The sequence below is a fragment of the Nocardioides dongkuii genome (genome assembly GCF_014127485.1).
In the GTDB taxonomy this organism is placed as follows: Bacteria; Actinomycetota; Actinomycetes; order Propionibacteriales; family Nocardioidaceae; genus Nocardioides; species Nocardioides dongkuii.
In genome coordinates, this window is record NZ_CP059903.1 from 3,695,638 (window position 1) to 3,716,871 (window position 21,234).

17 protein-coding genes are annotated in these 21,234 nt (G+C 72.6%); 10 read left to right on the forward strand and 7 right to left on the reverse strand.

Features of this window, described 5'->3' with window-relative positions; genetic code table 11:
• The first annotated feature begins 17 nt into the window (after nt 1-17).
• Both H4O22_RS17910 and H4O22_RS17915 read left to right on the forward strand, forming a co-directional pair.
• On the forward strand, nt 18-776 hold the full coding sequence (locus tag H4O22_RS17910; RefSeq protein ID WP_182524671.1) for an SDR family NAD(P)-dependent oxidoreductase: 759 nt from the start codon (nt 18-20) through the stop codon (nt 774-776).
• Between the two features lie 4 nt (nt 777-780).
• Nucleotides 781-1,470: an aspartate/glutamate racemase family protein gene (locus H4O22_RS17915; protein ID WP_182524672.1), complete on the forward strand. Its 690-nt coding sequence runs from the start codon at nt 781-783 to the stop codon at nt 1,468-1,470.
• Nucleotides 1,471-1,593: 123 nt separating this feature from the next.
• Here H4O22_RS17915 and H4O22_RS17920 read toward each other — a convergent pair whose 3' ends face one another.
• Together H4O22_RS17920 and H4O22_RS17925 are read right to left on the reverse strand one after the other, a co-directional pair.
• Entirely contained in the window at nt 1,594-2,895 is a 1,302-nt protein-coding gene (locus H4O22_RS17920) for a protealysin inhibitor emfourin (protein ID WP_182524673.1), read from the reverse strand.
• A gap of 38 nt (nt 2,896-2,933) precedes the next feature.
• Entirely contained in the window at nt 2,934-3,074 is a 141-nt protein-coding gene (locus H4O22_RS17925; protein WP_182524674.1) for a hypothetical protein, read from the reverse strand.
• A 231-nt stretch (nt 3,075-3,305) separates the two neighbouring features.
• On the opposite strand from H4O22_RS17925, the gene H4O22_RS17930 reads away from it, so the two are divergent.
• Together H4O22_RS17930 and typA are read left to right on the forward strand one after the other, a co-directional pair.
• Nucleotides 3,306-4,220 carry a hypothetical protein gene (locus H4O22_RS17930; RefSeq protein ID WP_182524675.1) on the forward strand — a complete coding sequence of 305 codons (915 nt, stop codon included), beginning with the start codon at nt 3,306-3,308 and terminating at the stop codon, nt 4,218-4,220.
• Between the two features lie 56 nt (nt 4,221-4,276).
• Nucleotides 4,277-6,169, forward strand: a complete 1,893-nt coding sequence (gene typA, locus H4O22_RS17935) for a translational GTPase TypA (protein WP_182524676.1) — start codon at nt 4,277-4,279, stop codon at nt 6,167-6,169.
• Nucleotides 6,170-6,285: 116 nt separating this feature from the next.
• On the opposite strand, the gene H4O22_RS17940 is transcribed toward typA, so the two are convergent.
• Nucleotides 6,286-7,386, reverse strand: a complete 1,101-nt coding sequence (locus tag H4O22_RS17940) for an ABC transporter ATP-binding protein (RefSeq protein WP_182524677.1) — start codon at nt 7,384-7,386, stop codon at nt 6,286-6,288.
• Nucleotides 7,387-7,677: 291 nt separating this feature from the next.
• Here H4O22_RS17940 and H4O22_RS17945 point away from each other — a divergent pair, with 291 nt between their 5' ends.
• From H4O22_RS17945 to H4O22_RS17970, 6 genes are all read left to right on the forward strand, one after another.
• Nucleotides 7,678-8,979, forward strand: a complete 1,302-nt coding sequence (locus tag H4O22_RS17945) for an ABC transporter substrate-binding protein (RefSeq protein ID WP_244963017.1) — start codon at nt 7,678-7,680, stop codon at nt 8,977-8,979.
• A 298-nt stretch (nt 8,980-9,277) separates the two neighbouring features.
• Nucleotides 9,278-10,120: a carbohydrate ABC transporter permease gene (locus tag H4O22_RS17950; RefSeq protein WP_244963018.1), complete on the forward strand. Its 843-nt coding sequence runs from the start codon at nt 9,278-9,280 to the stop codon at nt 10,118-10,120.
• Complete coding sequence (locus H4O22_RS17955) at nt 10,117-10,959, forward strand: carbohydrate ABC transporter permease (RefSeq protein ID WP_182524679.1); 843 nt, start codon at nt 10,117-10,119, stop codon at nt 10,957-10,959. Before H4O22_RS17950 ends, H4O22_RS17955 begins: the two co-directional genes overlap by 4 nt.
• Entirely contained in the window at nt 10,956-12,428 is a 1,473-nt protein-coding gene (locus tag H4O22_RS17960; protein WP_182524680.1) for a glycoside hydrolase family 1 protein, read from the forward strand. Before H4O22_RS17955 ends, H4O22_RS17960 begins: the two co-directional genes overlap by 4 nt.
• 19 nt (nt 12,429-12,447) lie before the next feature.
• Complete coding sequence (locus tag H4O22_RS17965) at nt 12,448-13,482, forward strand: LacI family DNA-binding transcriptional regulator (protein WP_182524681.1); 1,035 nt, start codon at nt 12,448-12,450, stop codon at nt 13,480-13,482.
• Between the two features lie 51 nt (nt 13,483-13,533).
• A complete protein-coding gene (locus H4O22_RS17970) occupies nt 13,534-14,541 on the forward strand; it encodes a TIGR03617 family F420-dependent LLM class oxidoreductase (RefSeq protein WP_182524682.1) in 1,008 nt (335 codons plus the stop codon).
• 97 nt (nt 14,542-14,638) lie between these two features.
• Here H4O22_RS17970 and H4O22_RS17975 read toward each other — a convergent pair whose 3' ends face one another.
• The 4 genes from H4O22_RS17975 to H4O22_RS17990 form a co-directional block, all read right to left on the reverse strand.
• Nucleotides 14,639-17,827, reverse strand: coding sequence for a reprolysin-like metallopeptidase (locus tag H4O22_RS17975; protein ID WP_220451205.1), 3,189 nt, complete (start codon nt 17,825-17,827; stop codon nt 14,639-14,641).
• 223 nt (nt 17,828-18,050) lie between these two features.
• The gene (locus tag H4O22_RS17980) at nt 18,051-18,692 is read right to left on the reverse strand and encodes a hypothetical protein (RefSeq protein ID WP_182524683.1); all 642 of its coding nucleotides are present in this window, start codon (nt 18,690-18,692) and stop codon (nt 18,051-18,053) included.
• 50 nt (nt 18,693-18,742) lie between these two features.
• Nucleotides 18,743-19,654: an LLM class flavin-dependent oxidoreductase gene (locus tag H4O22_RS17985; protein WP_220451206.1), complete on the reverse strand. Its 912-nt coding sequence runs from the start codon at nt 19,652-19,654 to the stop codon at nt 18,743-18,745.
• Between the two features lie 251 nt (nt 19,655-19,905).
• Nucleotides 19,906-21,228 carry an MFS transporter gene (locus tag H4O22_RS17990; protein ID WP_182524684.1) on the reverse strand — a complete coding sequence of 441 codons (1,323 nt, stop codon included), beginning with the start codon at nt 21,226-21,228 and terminating at the stop codon, nt 19,906-19,908.
• Between the last annotated feature and the right edge of the window lie 6 nt (nt 21,229-21,234).

Consider the following 21,234-nt stretch of genomic DNA (forward strand, 5'->3'; position numbering starts at 1 on the left):
GTGCGCAGAATGGCGCGGTGAGCACCCCACCCCTCCGTACCGCCGTCGTGACCGGAGCCAGCAGCGGGATCGGGGCGGCGACCGCCCGCGGCCTGGCCGCCGCCGGGTTCCACGTGTTCTGCGCGGCCCGCCGCGCCGACCGGGTCGAGCAGCTCGCCGCGGAGATCGGCGGCACGGCCGTGGTCTGCGACGTCACCGACGAGGCGTCGGTCGCCGCGCTGGCCGACCGGGTCGGCGACCGGCTCGACGTCCTGGTCAACAACGCCGGCGGCGCGTTCGGCGCGGCGCCGGTCGCGGAGGCGGTCAGCGAGGACTGGCGGCGGATGTACGAGGTCAACGTCATCGGCCTGATGCAGGTGACCCGGGCCCTGCTCCCGGCACTGGTGGCCAGCGGGGCCGGCGTGGTCCTCAACGTCGGCTCCACCGCGGGCCGGATCGCCTACGAGGGCGGCGCCGGCTACACCGCCGCCAAGCACGGCACCCAGGTCGTCACCGAGACCCTGCGCCTCGAGCTGTGGGACCAGCCGGTGCGGGTCATGGAGGTCGCGCCCGGGATGGTCCGCACCGACGAGTTCGCGCTGGTGCGCTTCGGCGGCGACCGCGACCGCGCCGAGTCGGTGTACGCCGGCGTCGCCGAGCCCCTGGTAGCCGAGGACGTCGCCGACGCGATCACCTGGATGGTCACCCGGCCGGCCCACGTCAACATCGACGAGCTGGTGATCCGTCCACGGGCGCAGGCCGCGCAGCACAAGGTGCACCGAGTGCTGGAAGACTGAGCGCGTGCAGACCATCGGACTCGTCGGGGGCCTCAGCTGGGAGAGCTCCGCTGCCTACTACGAAGCGCTCAACCGCGGCGTCGAGGAGCGCGTCGGCCAGCTCAGCTCGGCCCGCACCGTGCTCTCCTCGGTCGACTTCGCCGAGGTGACCGCCCTGCAGGAGGCGGAGCGCTGGGACGACGTCGCCGCCGTCCTCACCGCGGCCGCGCAGGGCGTGGAGCGCGCCGGGGCGGACTTCCTGCTGCTGTGCACCACGACGTACCACCTCGTCGCCGAGCAGGTCGCGGACGCGGTCGGCATCCCGCTGCTGCACCTCGCCGACGTGCTCGCCGACGCCGCCACCGCGCAGGGCGTGACCTCGCTCGGCTTCGTCGGCACCGAGTTCGCGATGTCCCGGCCGTTCTTCACCGACCGGATCGCGGGACACGGCCTCACCGTGCACGTGCCGCCGGCGGCCGAGCACGCCACCGTCGACCGGGTCATTTACGAGGAGCTGGTGCACGGGCGGGTCGAGACCGCGTCGCGCCGCGAGATCGTCCGCGTGATCGAGGACCTCTGGGACGCCGGCGCCGGTGGGGTCGTGCTCGGCTGCACCGAGCTGGAGCTGCTCGTCCAGCAGGCCGACGTCGACGTCCCCGTCTTCCCGGCCACGACGCTGCACGTCGCCGCCGCGCTCGACCGCGCGCTCGCCTGAGGCCGCCCGTAAGTTTCATCGGCCGGCCGATGAAGCTCGCGCTGGGACGATGAACCTTTGTCGTCCAGGGATGAGTTCCATCGGCCGGCCGACAAAGCTCTCGCCGGCGCAGGAGCCGTGCCGTCAGCCCTCGAGCAGCACCTCGGCCAGCCGGCGCAGGTCGGGCGTGAGCGCCTGCTCGGGGAGGGTCGCGCTGCCGCCCGGCAGCTCGAAGGAGTAGAGGTAGCCGTCGGGCACCGCCGGCTCCCGCCTCGTGAGCGCGCGCCCGAGGTCGATCCGGCCCACCAGGTCGGCGACCTCGCCGCCCCGGGGGTCGTCGGACCCGAGCTCGACGCGCCCCTCGGACACCAGGCCCGCGAAGCCGCCGCTGCGGCGGACGGCGACCACCCCGGCGTGGGCGGGGGCACCCGCCGACCCCGGTCCTGACCCGGCTTCCTCCCCCGGCACCACGCCCACGCCCGACCACGCCTCGCGGACGGCGTCCGCGTGCGGCCCGGCGGCGGCGACGGTCGCAGCGGCGAACGACGCGAAGTCGGCCCGGGGACCGACCCGGCCGCCGGTGAGCGCGTCGTACCAGACCCGGCCGGCGCCCTCCCACGACCGGCCGCCGATCGCGACGGCGGCGAGGTGGAAGGCGCGGTTGGGGATGCCGGAGTTGACGTGCACCCCGCCGCGGTCGTCGGTGGTCTCGACGTAGTCGTCGAGGTGCCCCGGCTGCGGGTCGCGGCCCAGCTCCGGGTCGTCGTACGCCGTGCCCGGCGCGGCCATGTCGCGCAGCGCGCGGGCCTGCACGCCGGGCAGGAAGAGCCCCACCCCGATCAGCCAGTCCGCCTCCGCCGCGGTCTGGTCGAGCAGCCGCTGCTTGCCGCACGCGGCGAAGACGTCGGAGACCGACTCGTTGAGCGCCCCGGACTGCCCCTCGTAGACCAGCCCCGCGGTGCGCTCGATGACCGCGTGGGTGAGCTCGTGGCCCAGCACCTCGACGGGCTTGGTGAACCGGTCGAAGACCCGCCCGTCGCCGTCGCCGAACACCAGCTGGGTGCCGTCCCAGAACGCGTTCGCGTAGCCCGCGCCGTAGTGGACGGTGAGGCTGACCGGCGCACCCTCCCCGTCGTACGACGCGCGGCCGTAGGCCTCGGCGAACAGTGCCAACGACGTGGTGACGCCGAGGGCCGCCTCGTCGACCGCCGGGTCACCCACCGGCGCCTCCCCTGCCGAGCGCACCGGCCGCCCGGGCAGGTCGGTCGTACCGCCGGCGTCGTGGACGGTCCAGGCGGGCGCGCCCGCGGCGGCGCGGGCGGGCCGCGTGGCACGGAGGCGCGCGGACCGGAGGCGCTCGTCCTCCAGCAGCGTCAGGTCGTACGGCGCGGCGCGGGCGGCCGCGAGCCGTTGGATCAGGTACGGCGGGACGAAGGAGCACCACATGCCCCCAGCGTGCGGGCGACCACCGACAGCGGCAAGGACTACCGCCGGGCGGTGTCCTCGGGGGAGGTGAGCCGCGGTCCGTCGTCGGACGCCGGGGTCGTCCACGTGGCCGCCGTGGGGGTGGGCGGGCCGATCGCGATCAGCACCCCGATCAGCAGGACGGCGACGTGGAGCACCACGGATCCGATCGATGCACGGCACCGTCGGCGCGGCTCCCGAGGCGCACTCATGCCCGAGACGGTAGGGGTCGACGGCCGGCCGACCACCATGGAAGCGGCCCGCGGTGCGGGCGGGTCTAGTCCGACGGCGGCCCCAGGGGCCGGTTGACCCGATTTCGCTCAGGTCGGGCTCCTGGCGACCGATCTGGACCGATCGGCCACGGTCCTGGTGCCTCCCGCACACTGGTGCGCGTGCGGGTGACGGTGGACCGGGACAGCGTGACGATGGGCGACGACGCCGTCTCCCACGACCGGGTGCTCGAGGTGCCCGGGGAGACCACCCTGGGCGCGTTCCTCGCGCACATGCGGCCCGGCGTCTCGGTCGGCGGCGGGTCCGGCACCTGGGTGGTGCGCGTCGACGGCGACTGGGTGGGCATGTACGCCGAGGAGCAGATGCGGGTCCTGCGCGACGCCGACCGGACGCTGGCCGACCTCCAGGTCACGACGGTGCGCTTCGACTACTGGGCGAGCGCCCCGCCCGAGCTGCTGTTGGAGTCGCTGCTCAGCGGCCGGCTGCCCGACCGCGAGGCGATGCGGCAGGAGGGGTACCGCCGGCACTGGGCGGCCGAGGACGCGACGGCCCGCGAGCGCGCGGGCGCGACCACCGATCGGCTGCTCGGCCCGGACACGGTGGCGGCCGTCGGGGACCTCGGCGGCCGGATCGAGGTGCACGCGCCGTCGTACTGCCGGCTGGTCGCGGCGGACGGGCAGCAGTACGTCGTGCGCCACGACGGCTACTGGGGCCGGATCGCCCGGGTCGACGAGGCGGGCGACCAGCGCCAGCTCGCGACCTTCCAGCCGCCGGGACCGCTCGCGGAGACCACGCTCGTGGCGCTGCTGGGCGAGGCCTGGCGCGCGGCCGCCGGCCGGGCCCCGGTCGACCCGCCGGACGCGCCCCGGCGCCGGCGCCCGGAGGTGCAGCGCACCGGCGGGATCTGGCGGTGCAGCTGGACCGAGGACGGCGTGCTGCACGAGGCGCGCTTCTGGCCGGACGGATCCCTGGCCGGCCGCTACGCGCCGTACCTCCGGATGGACGTGCCGGCGGTGACGGCCCACTTCCACGGGGGCGACGTCCGTCAAATCGGCGGCAGCCCCGCGCGCCAGTAGACTCGACGAGGCCCGTCGGGCCCCTCGCCACCCACCGGAAGTGACCCTGTACGCCCATGTCTGAGACCAGGACCGCCAACCTGCGCAACGTCGCGATCGTCGCGCACGTCGACCACGGCAAGACCACGTTGGTCGACGCGATGCTCCGCCAGGCCGGCGCGTTCACCGAGCACGAGGCCGAGAGCGTGGCCGACCGGGTCATGGACTCCGGCGACCTCGAGCGCGAGAAGGGCATCACGATCCTCGCGAAGAACACCGCGGTGCACTACGCGGGTCCCGCGGCCGGCGGCAAGCCGATGACCATCAACATCATCGACACCCCGGGCCACGCCGACTTCGGTGGCGAGGTCGAGCGCGGCCTGTCCATGGTCGACGGCATCGTGCTGCTCGTCGACGCCTCCGAGGGCCCGCTCCCCCAGACCCGCTTCGTGCTGCGCAAGGCGCTGAACGCCGACATGCCGGTGATCCTGGTGGTCAACAAGACCGACCGCCACGACGCCCGGATCACCGAGGTCGTCGACGAGACCTACGAGCTGTTCATGGACCTGCTCGACGACTCGCACAGCCAGGACGCGCTCGACTTCCCCGTCGTCTACGCCTCCGGCCGCGCCGGCGTCGCCGGCCTCGAGGCCCCCGAGAACGGCGAGCTGCCCGCCTCCGACAACCTCGAGCCGCTGTTCAAGACGATCCTCGAGACGATCCCCGCGCCGACGTACGTTGAGGGCGCGCCGCTGCAGGCGCACGTCACCAACCTCGACTCCTCGCCGTTCCTCGGCCGCCTCGCGCTGGTCCGCGTCCACCAGGGCGAGCTGCGCAAGGGCCAGCAGGTCGCGTGGATGAAGCGCGACGGCACCGTCAACCGCGTGAAGATCACCGAGCTGCTCATCACCGAGGGCCTCGAGCGCAAGCCCGGCGAGATGGCCGGCCCCGGCGACATCGTCGCGATCGCCGGCATCCCCGACATCACCATCGGCGAGACGCTGGCCGACCCGGAGAACCCGGTCGCGCTGCCGCTGATCCACGTCGACGAGCCCGCGATCTCGATGACCATCGGCACCAACACCTCGCCGCTGGTCGGTCGCACCAAGGGCGGCAAGGTGACCGCGCGCCTGGTCAAGGACCGCCTCGACCAGGAGCTGATCGGCAACGTGTCGCTGAAGATCCTCCCGACCGAGCGTCCCGACGCCTGGGAGGTCCAGGGCCGTGGCGAGCTGGCGCTGGCGATCCTCGTCGAGCAGATGCGCCGCGAGGGCTTCGAGCTCACCGTCGGCAAGCCGCAGGTGGTCACCCGCGAGATCGACGGCAAGGTCCACGAGCCGGTCGAGCGGCTCACGATCGACGCGCCCGAGGAGTACCTCGGCGCGATCACCGAGCTGCTCGCCACCCGCAAGGGCCGCATGGAGCAGATGACCAACCACGGCACCGGCTGGGTGCGGATGGAGTTCCTGGTCCCGGCGCGCGGCCTGATCGGCTTCCGCACCGAGTTCCTCACCGACACCCGCGGCACCGGCATCGCGCACCACATCTTCGAGAAGTACGAGCCGTGGGCCGGCGAGATCCGCTCGCGCAACAACGGCTCGCTGGTCGCCGACCGCAAGGGCGCGGCCACGGCGTACGCCATGACCTCGCTGCAGGAGCGCGGCGTCATGTTCGTCGACCCGGCCACCGAGGTCTACGAGGGCATGATCGTCGGCGAGAACTCCCGCGCCGACGACATGGACGTCAACATCACCAAGGAGAAGCAGCAGACCAACATCCGGTCCGCCACCTCCGACAACTTCGAGAAGCTCATCCCGCCGAAGAAGCTCTCCCTCGAGCAGTGCCTGGAGTTCTGCCGCGACGACGAGTGCGTCGAGGTCACCCCCGAGATGGTCCGCATCCGCAAGGTCATCCTGGACCAGAACGAGCGCGCCAAGATCGCCTCCCGCGCCCGCAAGTCCGCCAAGTAGCCCCCAGCATGTACGCCGAGTCGGCGTGAGTTGTACGCCGAGTCGGCGTGAGTTTGCGGGTGACCGCACAACTCACGCCGACTCGCACGTGAACTCACGCCGACTCGGCGTTGGGGTCAGGCGGTGAGCCGCTCCCCGGTGGCGGTGTCGAAGACGTGCACCTTGTCGGGGGTGGTGGTGAGGCGGACGACCTCGCCCTTGGTGAGCGACATCCGGGCGTCGATCCGGGCGACCACCTGGGAGAGCAGCTCGCCGGACTCGTACGTCGGGTCCGCGGGTGTGGCGTAGAGGTAGGCGTCGGCGCCGAGCTCCTCGACGACCGCGACCTTGACCGGGTAGCCCTCCTCGCCGTCGGCGGCGAGCCGCCACGACTCGGGACGTACGCCGAGGGTCACCGCCCCGGTCGAGCGGGCGGCCGCAGACCGGTCGACCGGCAGCGTGTAGCCGTCGACGACGGCGGTCCCGGAGCCGGAGGTCTTCGCGGTCAGCAGGTTCATCGCCGGTGAGCCGATGAACCCGGCGACGAAGAGGTTGGCGGGCTTGTCGTAGAGCGCGAGCGGGGTGTCGACCTGCTGCAGCTCGCCGTCCTTGAGCACCGCGACCCGGTCGCCCATCGTCATCGCCTCGACCTGGTCGTGGGTGACGTAGACGGTCGTGATCCCCAGCCGCTGCTGCAGCGCGGCGATCTGGGTGCGGGTGGAGACCCGCAGCTTGGCGTCGAGGTTGGACAGCGGCTCGTCCATGCAGAACACCTGCGGCTGGCGCACGATGGCCCGGCCCATCGCCACCCGCTGCCGCTGGCCGCCGGAGAGCGCCTTGGGCTTGCGGCCGAGGTAGTCCTCCAGGTCCAGCAGCCGCGCCGCCTCGGCGACCCGGGTCGCCCGCTCGGCCTTGCTGACGCCGGCCATCTTCAGCGCGAACGCCATGTTGTCGGCGACGCTCATGTGCGGGTAGAGCGCGTAGTTCTGGAAGACCATCGCGATGTCCCGGTCCTTCGGCGCGACGTGGGTGACGTCGTGGTCGCCGATCCAGATCGATCCCGAGGTGCAGTCCTCGAGCCCGGCCAGCATCCGCAGCGAGGTGGACTTCCCGCAGCCGGACGGACCGACGAGGACCATCAGCTCGCCGTCCTCGACGGTGAGCTCCAGGTCGTTGACAGCCGGCCGCTCAGCGCCGGGATAGACGTGCTCGGCGTGCTCGAACCGCACCGTGGCCATGACGTTCCTCTCCGGAGGTCACCCGCCGCGAGAGCCGCTCGGCGGTGTGACGTGGGTCATCTGACCGCCACAGTACGACGCCACTGGGATGGCGTCTAGTGGAAGCGTTTCCACGCCCATCACCCGGCAACCCCGCGCCGATCCGGGCGACCCGTTGACACCCGATGTGACGCATGTCATGGTGACGACGTCGATCCGTGGAAGCGCTCTCACCATTCCACCCCCGCCCGGGACCTCCGATCGACGCCATCCATGCACCCATGCGATCCGTGCAAGTCAAGGAGTGTCACCGTGCGCAACTCAACCTCTCGACCGGTACGCCGGTCCCTCGCCGGCGCCGCCGTCGGCGTCCTCGTCATCGCGCTGACCGCCGCCTGCGGTGGCGACAGCGACCCCAAGGAGTCCGCGGAGCAGGAGGAGCTCGCCGAGGGCGAGGCCGTCACCCTCACCACGTTCGGCGAGTTCGGCTACGACGCGCTCATCGACCAGTGGAACGAGGAGCACCCCGACATCCAGGTCGAGCAGACCAAGGTGTCGAAGTGGGACGACTGGAAGGCCGAGATCACCACCAGCATCCAGGCCGGCGGCGAGGGCCTCCCCGACATCGTCGCCGTCGAGGGCGACTACATGCCGGCGATCGTCGCCGCTCCCGACGTCTGGGTCGACCTGGCCCAGCCCGAGGTCGAGGGCCGCTGGCTGGAGTTCAAGGAGACCGACGCCACCAGCGCGGACGGTCAGCTGCTCGGCTACGCGACCGACGCCGGCCCGGAGGCGATCTGCTACCGCGCGGACCTGTTCGAGGCCGCGGGCCTCCCGACCGACCGCGAGGAGGTGGCCGCCCGGATGGGCACCTGGGACGACTACTTCGCCCTCGGCGAGGAGTTCAAGAAGAACTCGGACGCCCACTTCTACGACGCCAGCGGGTCGATCGCCCAGGCGATGCTGAACCAGGTCGAGTACCCCTTCGAGCAGGAGGACAACTCCGTCGACGTGACGAGCGAGGAGCTCGCGAACGTCTGGGAGACCGTCACCTCGCACACCGACCTCGGCAGCAAGGCCGTCCAGTGGAGCCCCGACTGGACCGCCGGGTTCAAGGACCCGGGCATCGCGACCATCGCCTGCCCCGGCTGGATGCGCAACAACATCAAGGAGAACACCGGCGACCCCGCACCCGACGGCGTCGTCTGGGACATCGCCGACGTCTTCCCGGGCGGCGGCGGCAACTGGGGCGGGTCGTACCTCTCCATCCCGAAGACCTCGACCCACCAGACCGAGGCGATGGAGTTCATCACCTGGATCACCGCTCCCGAGCAGCAGGCCGCGGTCTTCGAACTGACCGGCAACTTCCCCTCGCAGGTCGAGGCGCTCGAGTCCGAGACCGTCCTCACGGCCACCGACGAGTACTTCAACGGCGCACCGGCCGGCGAGATCTTCTCCAACCGGGCCGCGGCGATCACCGTCCAGCCGCACCACGGTCCGCTGTACTCCGACATCCTGCAGAAGTTCCAGGACGCCATCAACCGCGTCGACCAGGGCACCAGCCCCGATGACTCGTGGGCGACCTTCGAGCAGGACGTCGCCTCGCTGCAGTGATCGCGCCCCGCTGATCTCGCTCCGGTTGACGGAGCGGACAGACCGTCGGGCCGTCCGGGACCGCCTCCCGGACGGCCCGACCTCCACCCGCCGCCACCCACGACGACGTGCCGAGGACCCCCACAGGAAGGGCGCCGATGCTCACCGATGAACGACCCGGCCCCGACGCCGCGCCCACCGACCCCCGGGGACGGCGACCGCGGACGACCCGGCGCGGGCGGCCCGACTGGTTCGCAGCCGGCGGCGGTCCCGCTGGGACCTGCGGTTCTCCCCCTACCTCTACATCTCCCCGTTCTTCGTGCTGTTCGCGCTGGTCGGGCTCTTCCCGCTCCTCTACACCGGCTACCTCTCGGTGCACGACTGGGACAAGCTCTACCGCGAGCGCGGCGAGTTCACCGGCCTGGAGAACTTCGAGTTCGTCCTGGCCGACCCGATCTTCCGCAAGGCGATGGTCAACACCTTCAGCATCTTCGTGATGTCGTCGGTGCCGCAGGTCGTCCTCGCGGTCTCGATCGCGGCGCTCCTCGACAACCGGCTCCGCGCCGCGACCTTCTGGCGGATGAGCGTCCTGCTGCCGTTCGCCGTCGCACCCGCGGCCGCCGCCCTCATCTTCGGCAGCCTCTTCGCCGACCAGTCGGGGCTGATCAACGCGATCCTCCGCGAGGTCGGCCTCGAGCCCATCCGGTGGCACGTCGACCGCCTCTGGAGCCACGTCGCGATCTCGAGCATGGTCAACTGGCGCTGGACCGGCTACAACACCCTGATCTTCCTGGCGGCCATGCAGGCCGTGCCCCGGGACCTCTACGAGTCCGCCGCCCTGGACGGCGCGGGCCGGCTGCGCCAGTTCTGGTCGATCACGCTCCCGATGATCCGGCCGACGATGATCTTCGTCATCGTCACCAGCACCATCGGCGGCCTGCAGATCTTCACCGAGCCCCGTCTCTTCGACGACTCGATCAGCCGCGAGGGCGGCGCCGACCACCAGTACATGACCCTGGCGCTCTACATCTACGACCGCGGCATCGTCGACGGCTTCTACGGGCGGGCCTCCGCGGCCGCGTGGGTCCTCTTCCTGGTGATCGTCGGCATCGCCCTGCTCAACTTCGCCCTCACCCGCTACGTCACGAGGAGGACCTCATGAGCCGGCGCAGCAGACTGGTGAACCGTCCGAGCTGGGTGGTCTACGCCCTGCTCGCCGCCTTCGTCCTGGGGTCGGCCCTGCCGCTCTACTGGTCGTTCGTGATCGGCTCGCACACCAAGACCGAGGCGATGGAGATGCCTCCGCCGCTCCTCCCCGGCGGGCACTTCCTCGAGAACGCCGGCCGGGTGTTCGACACCATCGACTTCTGGCAGGCGATGGCCAACAGCGTCATCGTGTCGACCGCCTGTGCGGCCTCGGTCGTCTTCTTCTCGACCCTGGCCGGCTACAGCTTCGCCAAGCTGCAGTTCCGCGGCAGCAACGCGCTGATGGGCTTCGTCATCCTCACCATGGCGGTCCCGACCCAGCTCGCGATCGTGCCGCTGTTCATCATCATCACCGACTACGGCCTCTACGACACGCTGCTCGCGGTCGCCCTGCCCACGCTGGTCACGGCGTTCGGCGTGTTCTTCATGCGGCAGTTCCTCGTCGACGCGATCCCCGGCGAGCTGATCGAGGCGGCGCGGGTCGACGGCGCCTCGATGCTCCGCACCTTCTGGACCGTCGCCGTCCCGGCGGCCCGGCCGGCGATGGCGATCCTGTTCCTGTTCACCTTCATGACGGTCTGGACCGAGTACATGTGGCCGCTCGTCGCGCTCAAGGACAACCAGACCCTCCAGGTCGCCCTGGACGAGCTGGCGATCAGCGGCCAGGGCCAGACCACCGACTACGCACTCGTCCTCTGCGGCACCGGGCTCGCCACGATCCCGCTGCTCGTCCTGTTCATCGTCAGCGGCCGCCAGCTGGTCGCCGGCATCATGCAAGGAGCCGTGAAGGGATGATCTTCTCCCCCACCACGACCACGCCGGCCACCCCCGGGCCGCTGGTCTTCCCCCCCGACTTCCTCTGGGGCGCGGCGACCGCGGCGTACCAGGTCGAGGGCGCCACCGCCGAGGACGGCCGGACGCCGTCGATCTGGGACACCTTCGCCCGGGTCCCGGGCGCGGTGCTCGGCGGCGACACCGGCGACGTGGCCTGCGACCACTACCACCGGGTCCCCGAGGACGTCGCGCTGATGCGCTCGCTGCACCTCGGCGCGTACCGCTTCTCCACCGCGTGGCCGCGGGTCCGTCCCGACGGCGGCGCGCCCAACCAGGCCGGCATCGACTTCTACGCCCGCCTGGTCGACGAGCTGCTCGACCAGGGCGTCACGCCGTGGATCACGCTCTACCACTGGGACCTGCCGCAGGCGCTCGAGGAGGCCGGCGGCTGGACCCACCGCGACACCGCCTACCGCTTCGCCGACTACGCGCTGACCCTGCACGACGCCCTGGGCGACCGGGTGCCGTACTGGACCACGATGAACGAGCCGTGGTGCTCGGCGTTCCTCGGCTACACCGGCGGGCAGCACGCGCCGGGCCGCCAGGAGGGCGTCGCCGGCGTCGTCGCCGCCCACCACCTGATGCTCGGCCACGGGCTGGTCGTCAACGAGCTCCGCCGCCGGGAGACGACGGCGCAGCTCGGCATCACGCTCAACCTCACCGTGGCGGACCCGTTCGACCCCGCCGAGCCCGCCGACCTCGACGCGGCCCGCCGCATCGACGGCTTCTGGAACCGGGTCTTCCTCGACCCGATCCTCCGGGGCCGGTACGCCGACGACCTCGCCGGCGACACCGGGGGGATGACCTTCCAGGGCAAGCAGTGGCAGGACTTCGTCCACGACGGCGACCTTGCGCTGATCAGCACGCCGCTCGACGTCCTGGGCGTGAACTACTACCACGGCGACGCCGCGTGCGGCCGCCCCGTCGAGGACGGGTCGCAGCTGCTCGGGTCGCGCATCGAGCACGCGCCGCGGCCGGTCGGCACGCCGTTCCCGGGCTGCGAGGACGTCAGCTTCCCCCGGCGCGGGCTGCCGGTCACCGGGATGGACTGGGAGGTCCAGCCCGAGGGGCTGACCCGCCTGCTGTTGCGGCTCCGCGACGAGTACACCGCCCCGCCGCTCGTCATCACCGAGAACGGCGCGGCGTACGACGACGAGGTCGGCCCCGACGGGGCCGTCGACGACGCCGACCGGCTGGGCTTCATCGACGCGCACCTGCGGGCCACGCACGCCGCGATCGCGCAGGGCGTCGACGTGCGCGGGTACTTCGCCTGGTCGCTGCTCGACAACTACGAGTGGGCCTACGGCTACCGGCAGCGGTTCGGCATCGTGCACGTCGACTACGACACCCAGGTCCGGACGCCGAAGGCCAGCGCCCGCTACTACGCCGAGGCCGCCCGCACCGGACAGCTGCCCGAGGGCACCCCGTGAGGTCGGTAGCGTGGCCCGCGTGAGCACCCGCAGCGGCCTCGGACCCGGGGGCTCGCCGACGCTCGACGAGGTCGCCCGCCTGGCCGGGGTCTCGCGGGCCACCGCGTCGCGGGCGATCAACGGCGGCAACCGGGTCAGCCCGGCCGCGCTGGCCGCGGTCGACGCCGCCGTCCGGACGCTGGGCTACACCCCCAACCCGGCCGCGCGCAGCCTGGTGACCCGGCGTACCGACTCGGTCGCGCTGGTCGTGCCCGAGCCCGACGAGCGGGTCTTCTCCGACCCGTTCTTCGCCCACACGCTGCGCGGCGCCACCCGGGTGCTCTCCGAGCGCGACCTGCAGCTGGTGCTGCTGCTCGCGCGGCCCGGCGAGGAGGAGCAGCGGATGCTCCGCTACCTGCGCAACCGGCACATCGACGGCGCGCTGGTGGTCTCCCACCACCGCAGCGACAGCCTCGCCGACCACCTCGCGGCGCTCGACCTGCCGTGCGCGTTCGTCGGCCGGCCGTGGACCAGCGCCGACAAGGTCGCCTACGTCGACGCCGACAACGTCGCCGGCGGTCGCGAGGCGACCGAGTTCCTGGTCGAGCGCGGGTGCCGGCGGATCGGCACGGTCGCCGGCCCGGCCGACATGACCGCGGGCGTCGACCGCCTCGACGGGTGGTACTCCGCGATGCGCCAGGCCGGCCTGGCCACCGACGCCGTCGAGCACGGCGACTTCACCGAGGCCGGCGGCGAGCGCGCGGCCGCCACCCTGCTCGGGCGGCACCCCGACCTCGACGGCCTCGTCGTCGCCTCCGACCTGATGGCTGCCGGCGCGCTCAAGGTGCTCGCCGCGACCGGGCGGAAGGTCCCCGACGACGTCGCGGTGATCGGGTACGACGACCTCGGCGTCCCCGAGCGCACCGACCCGCCGCTCACCACGATCCGCAACCCGATCCGCGAGATGGCCGAGCAGGCGACCCGGCTGCTGCTCGAGCAGGTCGACGGCGAGCGGTCGGCCTCGGCGATGCGGGTGATCTTCCCGCCGTCCCTGGTCCGGCGGGCGAGCGCCTGAGAAGAAGTAGAACCTGTTCCACTTTGCCGCACGGTGCCCTACGTTCGGCCCATGCTCCTCGACGTCCAGCTCGACGCCCGCCCCGACCAGGCCGCCGACCGCGCCCGCGCGCTGGTGGCGGCGGGGGTGGACGGGCTGTTCACCTTCGAGGGGCCGCACGACGTCTTCCTGCCCCTGGCCGCGGCCGCCGGGGTGGTCGAGACCGACCTGATGACCAACGTGGCGATCGCGATGCCGCGCTCGCCGATGCACCTCGCGCACACCGCCTGGGACCTGCAGCTGATGTCCGGCGGCAGGTTCCGCCTCGGCCTGGGCTCGCAGATCAGGCCGCACGTCGAGAAGCGGTACGGCGCGACCTGGTCGCCGCCGGCCGCGCGGATGCGCGAGATCGTGCTGGCGGTGAAGGCGATCCTCGGCTCCTGGCAGGACGGCACCCGGCTGGACTTCCGCGGCGAGCACACCCGGCACACGCTGATGCCGCCGACGTTCGTCCCGGGACCGAACCCCTACGGCCCGCCGCCGGTGCTGCTCGGCGCGCTCGGCCCGGTGATGACCCGCACCGCCGCCGAGGTCGCCGACGGGCTGCTGGTGATGCCGTTCCACAGCGCGAGGCACCTCGCCGAGCGCACGCTACCCGCGATCGCGGAGGGCCTGGAGCGCAGCGGGCGCACGTCGTTCGACGTCTTCCCGCAGGCGATCCTGGCGATGGGCCGCACCGAGGCGGAGCTGGCCGCGGCCACCACCGGCGTGCGCGGGCTGCTCGCGTTCTACGGCTCCACCCCGGCGTACCGCGCGGTGCTGGACGTCGAGGGCTGGGGCGACCTCCAGCCGGAGCTCAACGCCCTGTCCAAGCAGGGCGACGTCGTCGCGATGATGGACCTGGTCACCGACGAGATGGTCGCGACGATCGGGGTCCGTGGCACCCCCGAGGAGTGCGCGGCCGAGCTGGGCCGGCGGTTCGGCGCGATCGCCGAGCGGGTCTGCTGCTACTTCCCCGGGTACGACGCGCCGCTGGCGCAGGTCGGCGAGCTCGCGGCGGCGCTGCGGGCGCTCGGCTGAGCACTGGGCTGAGCACGTGCGAGGGCCCGGTGCCCGACGGGTGACCGCCGGGCACCGGGCCCTCGTTGTTGCTGGTGCTGCTAGGTGAGGCTCGGGATCAGGATCCCGTGACCACCGCGAGTCCCTCGATGCGGACGGTGCGGCCGTTGGCGGTCACGATCGCGACCCGGCCCGACAGCGCCTCGTCGAACGCGGGCAGCTCGATGACCTTCTTGCCGGCCTTCTTGCCCTTCAGCGAGACGGCGCCGATCCGGTCACCGTTGACCAGCACGAACACCCGGCCGGCCTTCCGCGAGGTGCCCACGACCAGCGCGAGCCGCTCGGCGTCGCTGACCTTCGTGGTCAGGCGAGCACCCTTCTTCGCCACCGTGGAGAACGTGCCGCGGTAGGCGTCGCCGGCCGTCTTGTTCTTCCACGGCCCGCGATCCTGCAGCTGCCGGTCGTTCAGCGGGACCGTGAAGGTCCGGGTGACCGGCGTGGCGTCCGTGGCGCCCTCGGCGGTGGCCGCCGCGGTGAACACGTGGGTCCCGGCGGCGAGGCCGCGCAGCGTGCCGCACTTCCGGGCCTCCCCGTCGAGGGTGCACGTGAAGCTCGCCCCGTCCACCGAGGAGGACAGCCCGAAGGACGTCTTCCGCGAGAGCAGGATGCTGTCGTCGGCCGGACCGGAGGTGATGGTCGTCTCCGGCGCCTCGACGGCCTTGGCCACGATCTGGAAGTCGGCGTTGTTGACGTCGAAGAAGACGTTGCCGACGGCCTCGACCTTGATCCGGGCCTTCTCGGTGCCGATGTTCGGCCAGGTGACCGGCTCGGTGCCGTCGTTCGGGGTGCTCTCGTTCAGCACGACCGGGAACGTCGCGCCGCCATCGGTGGAGAGCGAGATCTTCACGTTCTCGGCCAGCGTGGGCTTGTTGGTGCCCGCGACCGCCCAGGTGATGGCCTCGGTACGGCCGGCGATCGCTGCTGCCGCGGCGTTCTTGGAGTTGACCAGGAACGGGCCCGCGGTCTTGTCGACGAGCACCTTGGTGTTGGCGAACGAGTAGCCGCCGCCCTGCGGGTCCATGTCACGCGCGGTGAACCGGAAGTTCAGCGCGACCGGGTCGCTGTTGCCGGCCTGGGTGCTGCCGACGTAGTCGGCGGTCGGCAGCCACTCCGAGAAGCAGTCCACGATCGGGATCGGCACGTTGCTCGCGCCACCGGAGGCCGGGGCCGCCGGAGCAGCCGGGCACACGCCGGACGCGGCGTTGGTGTTGTTCTCGAGGATCTGCTTCATGTCCGGGAAGGTCCGGGTCGGGTTCCCGTCGGCGATGTTCAACCCGGGGCTGTCGAGCAGCAGCGTGCCGGCCGGGGTGACGTTGGCGAAGGTGCCGAAGACCCGGAACAGCGGGCCGTTGGTCTTCGTCTGGCTGACCAGCGAGGTGCCGGTGCCGGCGCCCCGGTCGGACTGCTCCCACAGGTAGATCATCGAGTCGTTGTCCGCGTCGGTCGCAGACCCGGTGAGCTGGAAGGGGGTACGCAGCGGGATGCTGGCCGTCGCCGGCGCCGAGGCGACCGGCGTGCGGTTGGCGATGGTCTCCACGGTGCGGCCGCCGTTGGTGCGCATGGCGCCCTTGGTGGTCTCGCTGACGATCGCCGTGACGCCCTCGCTGGGGGTGACCCCGACGGCCGGCAGGTCGGTGCCGGCGAGCGTGTTGGTGGTGCCGCTGAACGTCAGCTGGAAGCCGGCGTCCGAGAGGGTGCCGCTGCCGCCGAGGGCGGCCACGGTGACGGTGCCGCCCGCGGGCAGGATCGCCTCGAGGGCCGCGTCGATGGTCGCGGTGGTGTAGGTCGCCGCGCCGCGAACGATCGGGGCGGACGTCTGGCCGCCGTACGACAGCGTGAAGGACTCACCGTCGGTGTCGAAGCCGCTGAGGATCACGGTCTGCACCTCGCTCACGACCGGGGTGGCCGTGATCGTGGCGGTGATCTCCTGCTGCGACCACTGCGAGAAGTACGGGTCGGTGTGCGGCTGGATGTTGTCCTGCTGGCAGATGCCGGCGTAGGCCATCACCGACGAGCCGGAGCCCGGCTCCACCGACGGGGCGGCCTTGTTGCCACCGCAGCTGGCCTGCGTGCCGTTGAAGGTGTGGTTGCCGCCGAACTGGTGACCGATCTCGTGGGCCACGTAGTCGATGGCCATGTAGTCGCCCTCGGGCTGGGGCAGGCCGGTGCAGCCACGGGCCTTGCCGTTGCCGCCGACGACGCCCAGGCCGGCGACGCCGCCGCCGTTGTTGCCGAGCGCGATGTGGCCGACGTCGTAGTTCTCCGGGCCGACGAGCTGACCCAGCGCGAACTGGTTGCGGTTCAGCAGGCCACCGGTGCAGCCGGCGGTGAACTGGTCGGGCGCGAAGCAGCCGACCGGCCCACAGGGCCCGTTGGCGCCCCAGGCCTTCTCCGCGGTGTCGAGGTTGAGCTTGTCGGTCTCGTCGATCAGGATCATCCGGATCGCGAAGTCGTCGTTGTAGATCTGGTTCACGCGGTTCATCAGCGTGACCTTCTCGGCGAGCACGTTCTCGGTGCCGAAGTAGCGCGCGTAGCTCGTGTCGGTCACCAGCGCGAGCCGGTAGGTGCGGTGCAGCACCGGGTCACCGGGCGCGGCCTCGCCGGCCTTGGCACCCTTGGCGATCTGCTGGGCGTGCTCGGCGGCCATGCCCTCGGGCTCGATCAGGCCCTTCTCGGGCGCGGGGAGCGAGGAGCCGAGGTAGGACAGGTAGACGCTGTCGTCGCCGTTGAAGGCGGGGTCGACGTACCAGGACGCCTGGCCCGGGGACCGCACGGAGGCGTGGAAGCCCATCGGCGTGACGTCGAGGCGGATCGAGGCGGCGGAGTCGACGGCAACGCCGGCGTACGTCTCGATCTCCGGGTGGGCGGCGGCGAGGCCGGCCTCCATCACCGGGGACTCGACGATGCGGAACTCGACCAGGTCACCCTCGGGCGAGGGGACGGTCAGCAGGGAGCCCGCACGGCCACTCTCCTCGCGGGGCGCGGTGTCGAGCAGGCCGTCGAGGCCGGCGGCGTCGAGGGTGTACGCCGCGTACTTGCTCGGGTCGACGCGGCGGGGCTTGCCGCTGCTCGTCTCGGGGAGACGCGCCGCGAAGGGCGTCCAGAGGTCGGAGTCCGGCGCGGCGGCCGGTGCGGCCGGTGCCGGTGCCGCCTGGGAGACGGCGGCGGGGAGGAGGGCGGCGGCCAGGGCGGCCACCGAGAGGACACCGGCGCCAGCGCGCCAGGTCCGGGATCGTGTCTTCTGCACAGAGGTCCTCGGGGTAGTGGGATCCGCCCGCGAACGTCGGCAGCATTGCCGACAGCGGGCCCCCGCATCCTGTCTTTTGTCAGACAACCGGGCAATAGGGACCCCTCTTTGTGACCAACTCCTCAGCGTCGGCGTCGCCGGCCGACACCGGGTGGGGTGTCGCACCCCAGGGCCCGGCCCGGAATCCACCCTGGGGTGGCCTGGCTCACAGTCGCCTAGTGGTCTAGACCACGAGGCGGCGTACCGACCCCAGGTGCGCGTCGGCCGCCCGGACCCCGACTCCGGCGAAGGCGAGCGCGAAGGCCAGGGCCGTCGTCCGGGTGACCGCGTCGGGCAGCAGCGCAGCCAGCGGGACGGTCAGGACGTGGCCCAGCATCAGCAGCGGTGCCCACCGGGGCGTGCTGCGCGCCCGCAGCAGCGCGGCGGCCAGCAGCAGCTCGCCGAGGAGGAACGCCACGATCCACCCGTAGAGGAAGATCCGCAGGCCCACGTCCTCCCCCAGCGCGTCCAGGGCCTGGTCGCGGATCGCCTCGGTCTTCACCAGGGCCCGGAAGAAGACCAGCAGCGCGGCGTAGCCGGCGACCCCGACGAAGCCGATCGCCAGCGAGACGACGCCGGCGAGCCCGACGTACCGTCCCCGCGGGCGGTCGAGCAGCACCAGCAGCGACGGCAGGCCGAGGATCAGCATGGCGGCGGCGAGGAAGTAGATCGCGGACACGGCGAGCCAGCGGCTGTCCTGCTCGCGGACCAGCCGCAGGGTCTCGGCGGCGTTCGAGCCGTCCGGCGTCAGGATCGACGCGAGCGCGAGGGCCATCGCGCCGGTGACGAGCAGGGCTGCCGAGGCCGGGACCCACTCGTTGCGCATCCGGACAAGGTAGGGGGCGGGCGCCCCGCGTGGGCCGCTATGCGGACTTCTCACCCGGCCGGTGCGGAGGCGATGAGCTCCGCGACCCGGTGCACCTGGGCGACGTCCGAGCACGTCGGGATCAGCTGCACCTCGTCGGTGCCGAGGTCCGCGAACCGCCGGAGCGTCTCGACGAGCTGCCGGCCGGTGCCGGCGAAGCCCGTGGCCGGTGCCATCGCGTCGACGAGGCCGGCAGGGAGCCAGTTCATGTAGTGGCGCAGGTGCCGGTGCACCTGGGCGCGCGGGTCGCCGTCCGAGGTCTCCTCGAGCGCGAACCAGAACGACGTGGTCAGCCGCGGCGCCGGACGGCCGGCGTCGGCCCACGCCGTCCGGGCCAGGTCGAAGAGGCGGCCGACCGCCGCCGTGTCGAGGTCGAGGGTGACGCCGGCCAGGCCGTCGGCCCAGCCCGCGGCGTTCCGGATCGTCCGCGGACCCATCGTGCCGACGAGCAGCTCCGGGCCGCCGTCCTGCGCCGGCGGCGGGCCGACACGGCGTACCGACCCGGTGTCGTGCTCCCCGCGCCAGACCGCGCGCAGCACCGCGGCGCGGTCGGCCAGCTCTCGGATCGTCTGCGTCGCCGGGTCGGCGCCCGCGGCCCGGTAGTCCTCCTCGCGGCCGCCCACCCCCAACCCCACCGAGAGCCGGCCGCCGCTGAGCCGGTCACCGGTGGCGAGCGCCTTCGCGAGCAGCACCGGGTCGTGCAGCTGCGGCACGACGACGGTCGTCGCGATCCGCACCCGCCGCGTCCACGCCGCCACCGCCCCCAGCAGGGTCAGGGTCTCCGGGTTGTCGAAGGCCACCCGCTCCCCGAAGCACACCGACGAGAACGGCCCCTCGTCCGTCGCCCGGGCCCACGCCTCCAGCGTCCCCTCGTCCGCCCAGAGGTCCGGCTCCATCACCGGCAACGTCATCCCCACCTGCACGCGCCCACCCTGCCACCGTCTCCCGGGTAGTCCGGCACGTTTCGGCTGTTGCCCGGCCGGGATCGCGACCGGATCGTGCCGGACTACTTCGGTCGGGGTAGTCCGCCACTCCCTGGTCGTTTCGGCGGTGGAAAACAGCACGGATGTGTCGGATTACCCCGACCAGCACCGCTCCGGGGTAGTCCGGCACGTTTCGGTTGTTCCCCGGCCCAGATCGCGACCGGATCGTGCCGGACTATCCCGCGAGGAGCTCAGACCGGCTCGGGGACCCGCTTCAGCTCGGGGAGGAGAGCGAGCAGGCCGAGGAGGGGCAGTACGGCGAGGAGCGCGAGGCTGACGGGTACGCCGAGCACGTCGCCGGCCCCGCCGACGACGGCCGAGCCGACCGAGCCGCCGGTCATGAACACCAGCGTGGCGATGCCGAGCGCGACGCCGCGGACGTCGACGTGGACAGCGGCGCCGACGGCGGCACTGAGCGAGGGCTGGCCCAGCCCGAAGGCGAGCGTCACCAGCAGTACGGCGACGCCGAGCACCGCCGGGAGGTCGAGCGCGGCGCCGAGCGCGGCGACCAGCAGCGCGAGCGAGGCGGCGACCCCGGAGACGGCGAGGGACGCCGAGGCGCCGATCCGGTCGAGCAGCGGCCCGGCGACCCGGGGTACGGCGAGCGCGACGACCGCGCTCGGCACCAGCAGCAGCCCGACCTGCCACGGCTCCCAGCCGTCGGCGACGAGCACGGCCGGCACCGCGATCAGCTGGCCGAACCACGCGGCGGGCACCGCCGCGGCCGCCAGCGCGCTGCGTACGACGGTCTTGTTGCCGATCACCGACAGCGGCAGGAACCCGTCGAGCGGGCGGCGCCGCACCTGCAGCGCCACCAGCGGCGCGCCCAGCACCATCAGCACGACCCCGACCAGCGCGACGACCAGGCCGGTGGACGGCGACTGCACCAGCAGCACCAGCCCAGCGGCGGTCAGCGCGACCAGCACCGCGCCGAGGATGTCGAGGCTCGCGCCGGAGCCGTCGCCGACCAGCGCGCGCCACAGGAACGGGATGACCAGCAGCCCCAGCACCGGGATCGCCATCACCGCGCGCCACCCGAAGGCGTGCTCCACCGCGCCGCCGAGCAGCGGGCCGAGGCACGAGACCGCGGCGGCCACACCGGCCAGCCGACCGAAGGCGAGCCCGCGCACCGACCCGTCGTACCTGGCGCTGAGGATCGCCACCCCCAGCGTGGGTACGGCGGCCGCCCCGGCGCCCTGCAGCAGCCGGGCCGCCAGCAGCACGCCGTACGACGGCGCGAAGGCGGCGACGAGCGCGCCCGCGGTCATCAGCCCGATGCCCACCAGCAGCGGCGTCCGCACCCCGACCAGGTCGGAGACCCGGCCGTAGACGGCCGTCGTGACCGCGAGCATCAGCGCGTACAGGCTGATCGTCCACGCCGCGTCGCCGACGCCGATCCCGAAGTGCGCGCCCACCGCGGGCAGCGCGATCGCCGCCGACGCCGAGCCCATGCCGGTCAGGCCGAAGAGCAGCCCGAGCAGCAGCGAGACGCGTCGGGAGTCGTCGGAGGCCACGTCGTC

Excerpts from the sequence above, each read along its gene's own strand:
- H4O22_RS17980 (WP_182524683.1), bottom strand. The coding sequence starts at position 18,692 with ATGCGCAACGAGTGGGTCCCGGCCTCGGCAGCCCTGCTCGTCACCGGC.
- H4O22_RS17955 (WP_182524679.1), top strand. The coding sequence starts at position 10,117 with ATGAGCCGGCGCAGCAGACTGGTGAACCGTCCGAGCTGGGTGGTCTAC.
- H4O22_RS17920 (WP_182524673.1), bottom strand. The coding sequence starts at position 2,895 with ATGTGGTGCTCCTTCGTCCCGCCGTACCTGATCCAACGGCTCGCGGCC.
- typA (WP_182524676.1), top strand. The coding sequence starts at position 4,277 with ATGTCTGAGACCAGGACCGCCAACCTGCGCAACGTCGCGATCGTCGCG.
- H4O22_RS17940 (WP_182524677.1), bottom strand. The coding sequence starts at position 7,386 with ATGGCCACGGTGCGGTTCGAGCACGCCGAGCACGTCTATCCCGGCGCT.
- H4O22_RS17960 (WP_182524680.1), top strand. The coding sequence starts at position 10,956 with ATGATCTTCTCCCCCACCACGACCACGCCGGCCACCCCCGGGCCGCTG.
- H4O22_RS17970 (WP_182524682.1), top strand. The coding sequence starts at position 13,534 with ATGCTCCTCGACGTCCAGCTCGACGCCCGCCCCGACCAGGCCGCCGAC.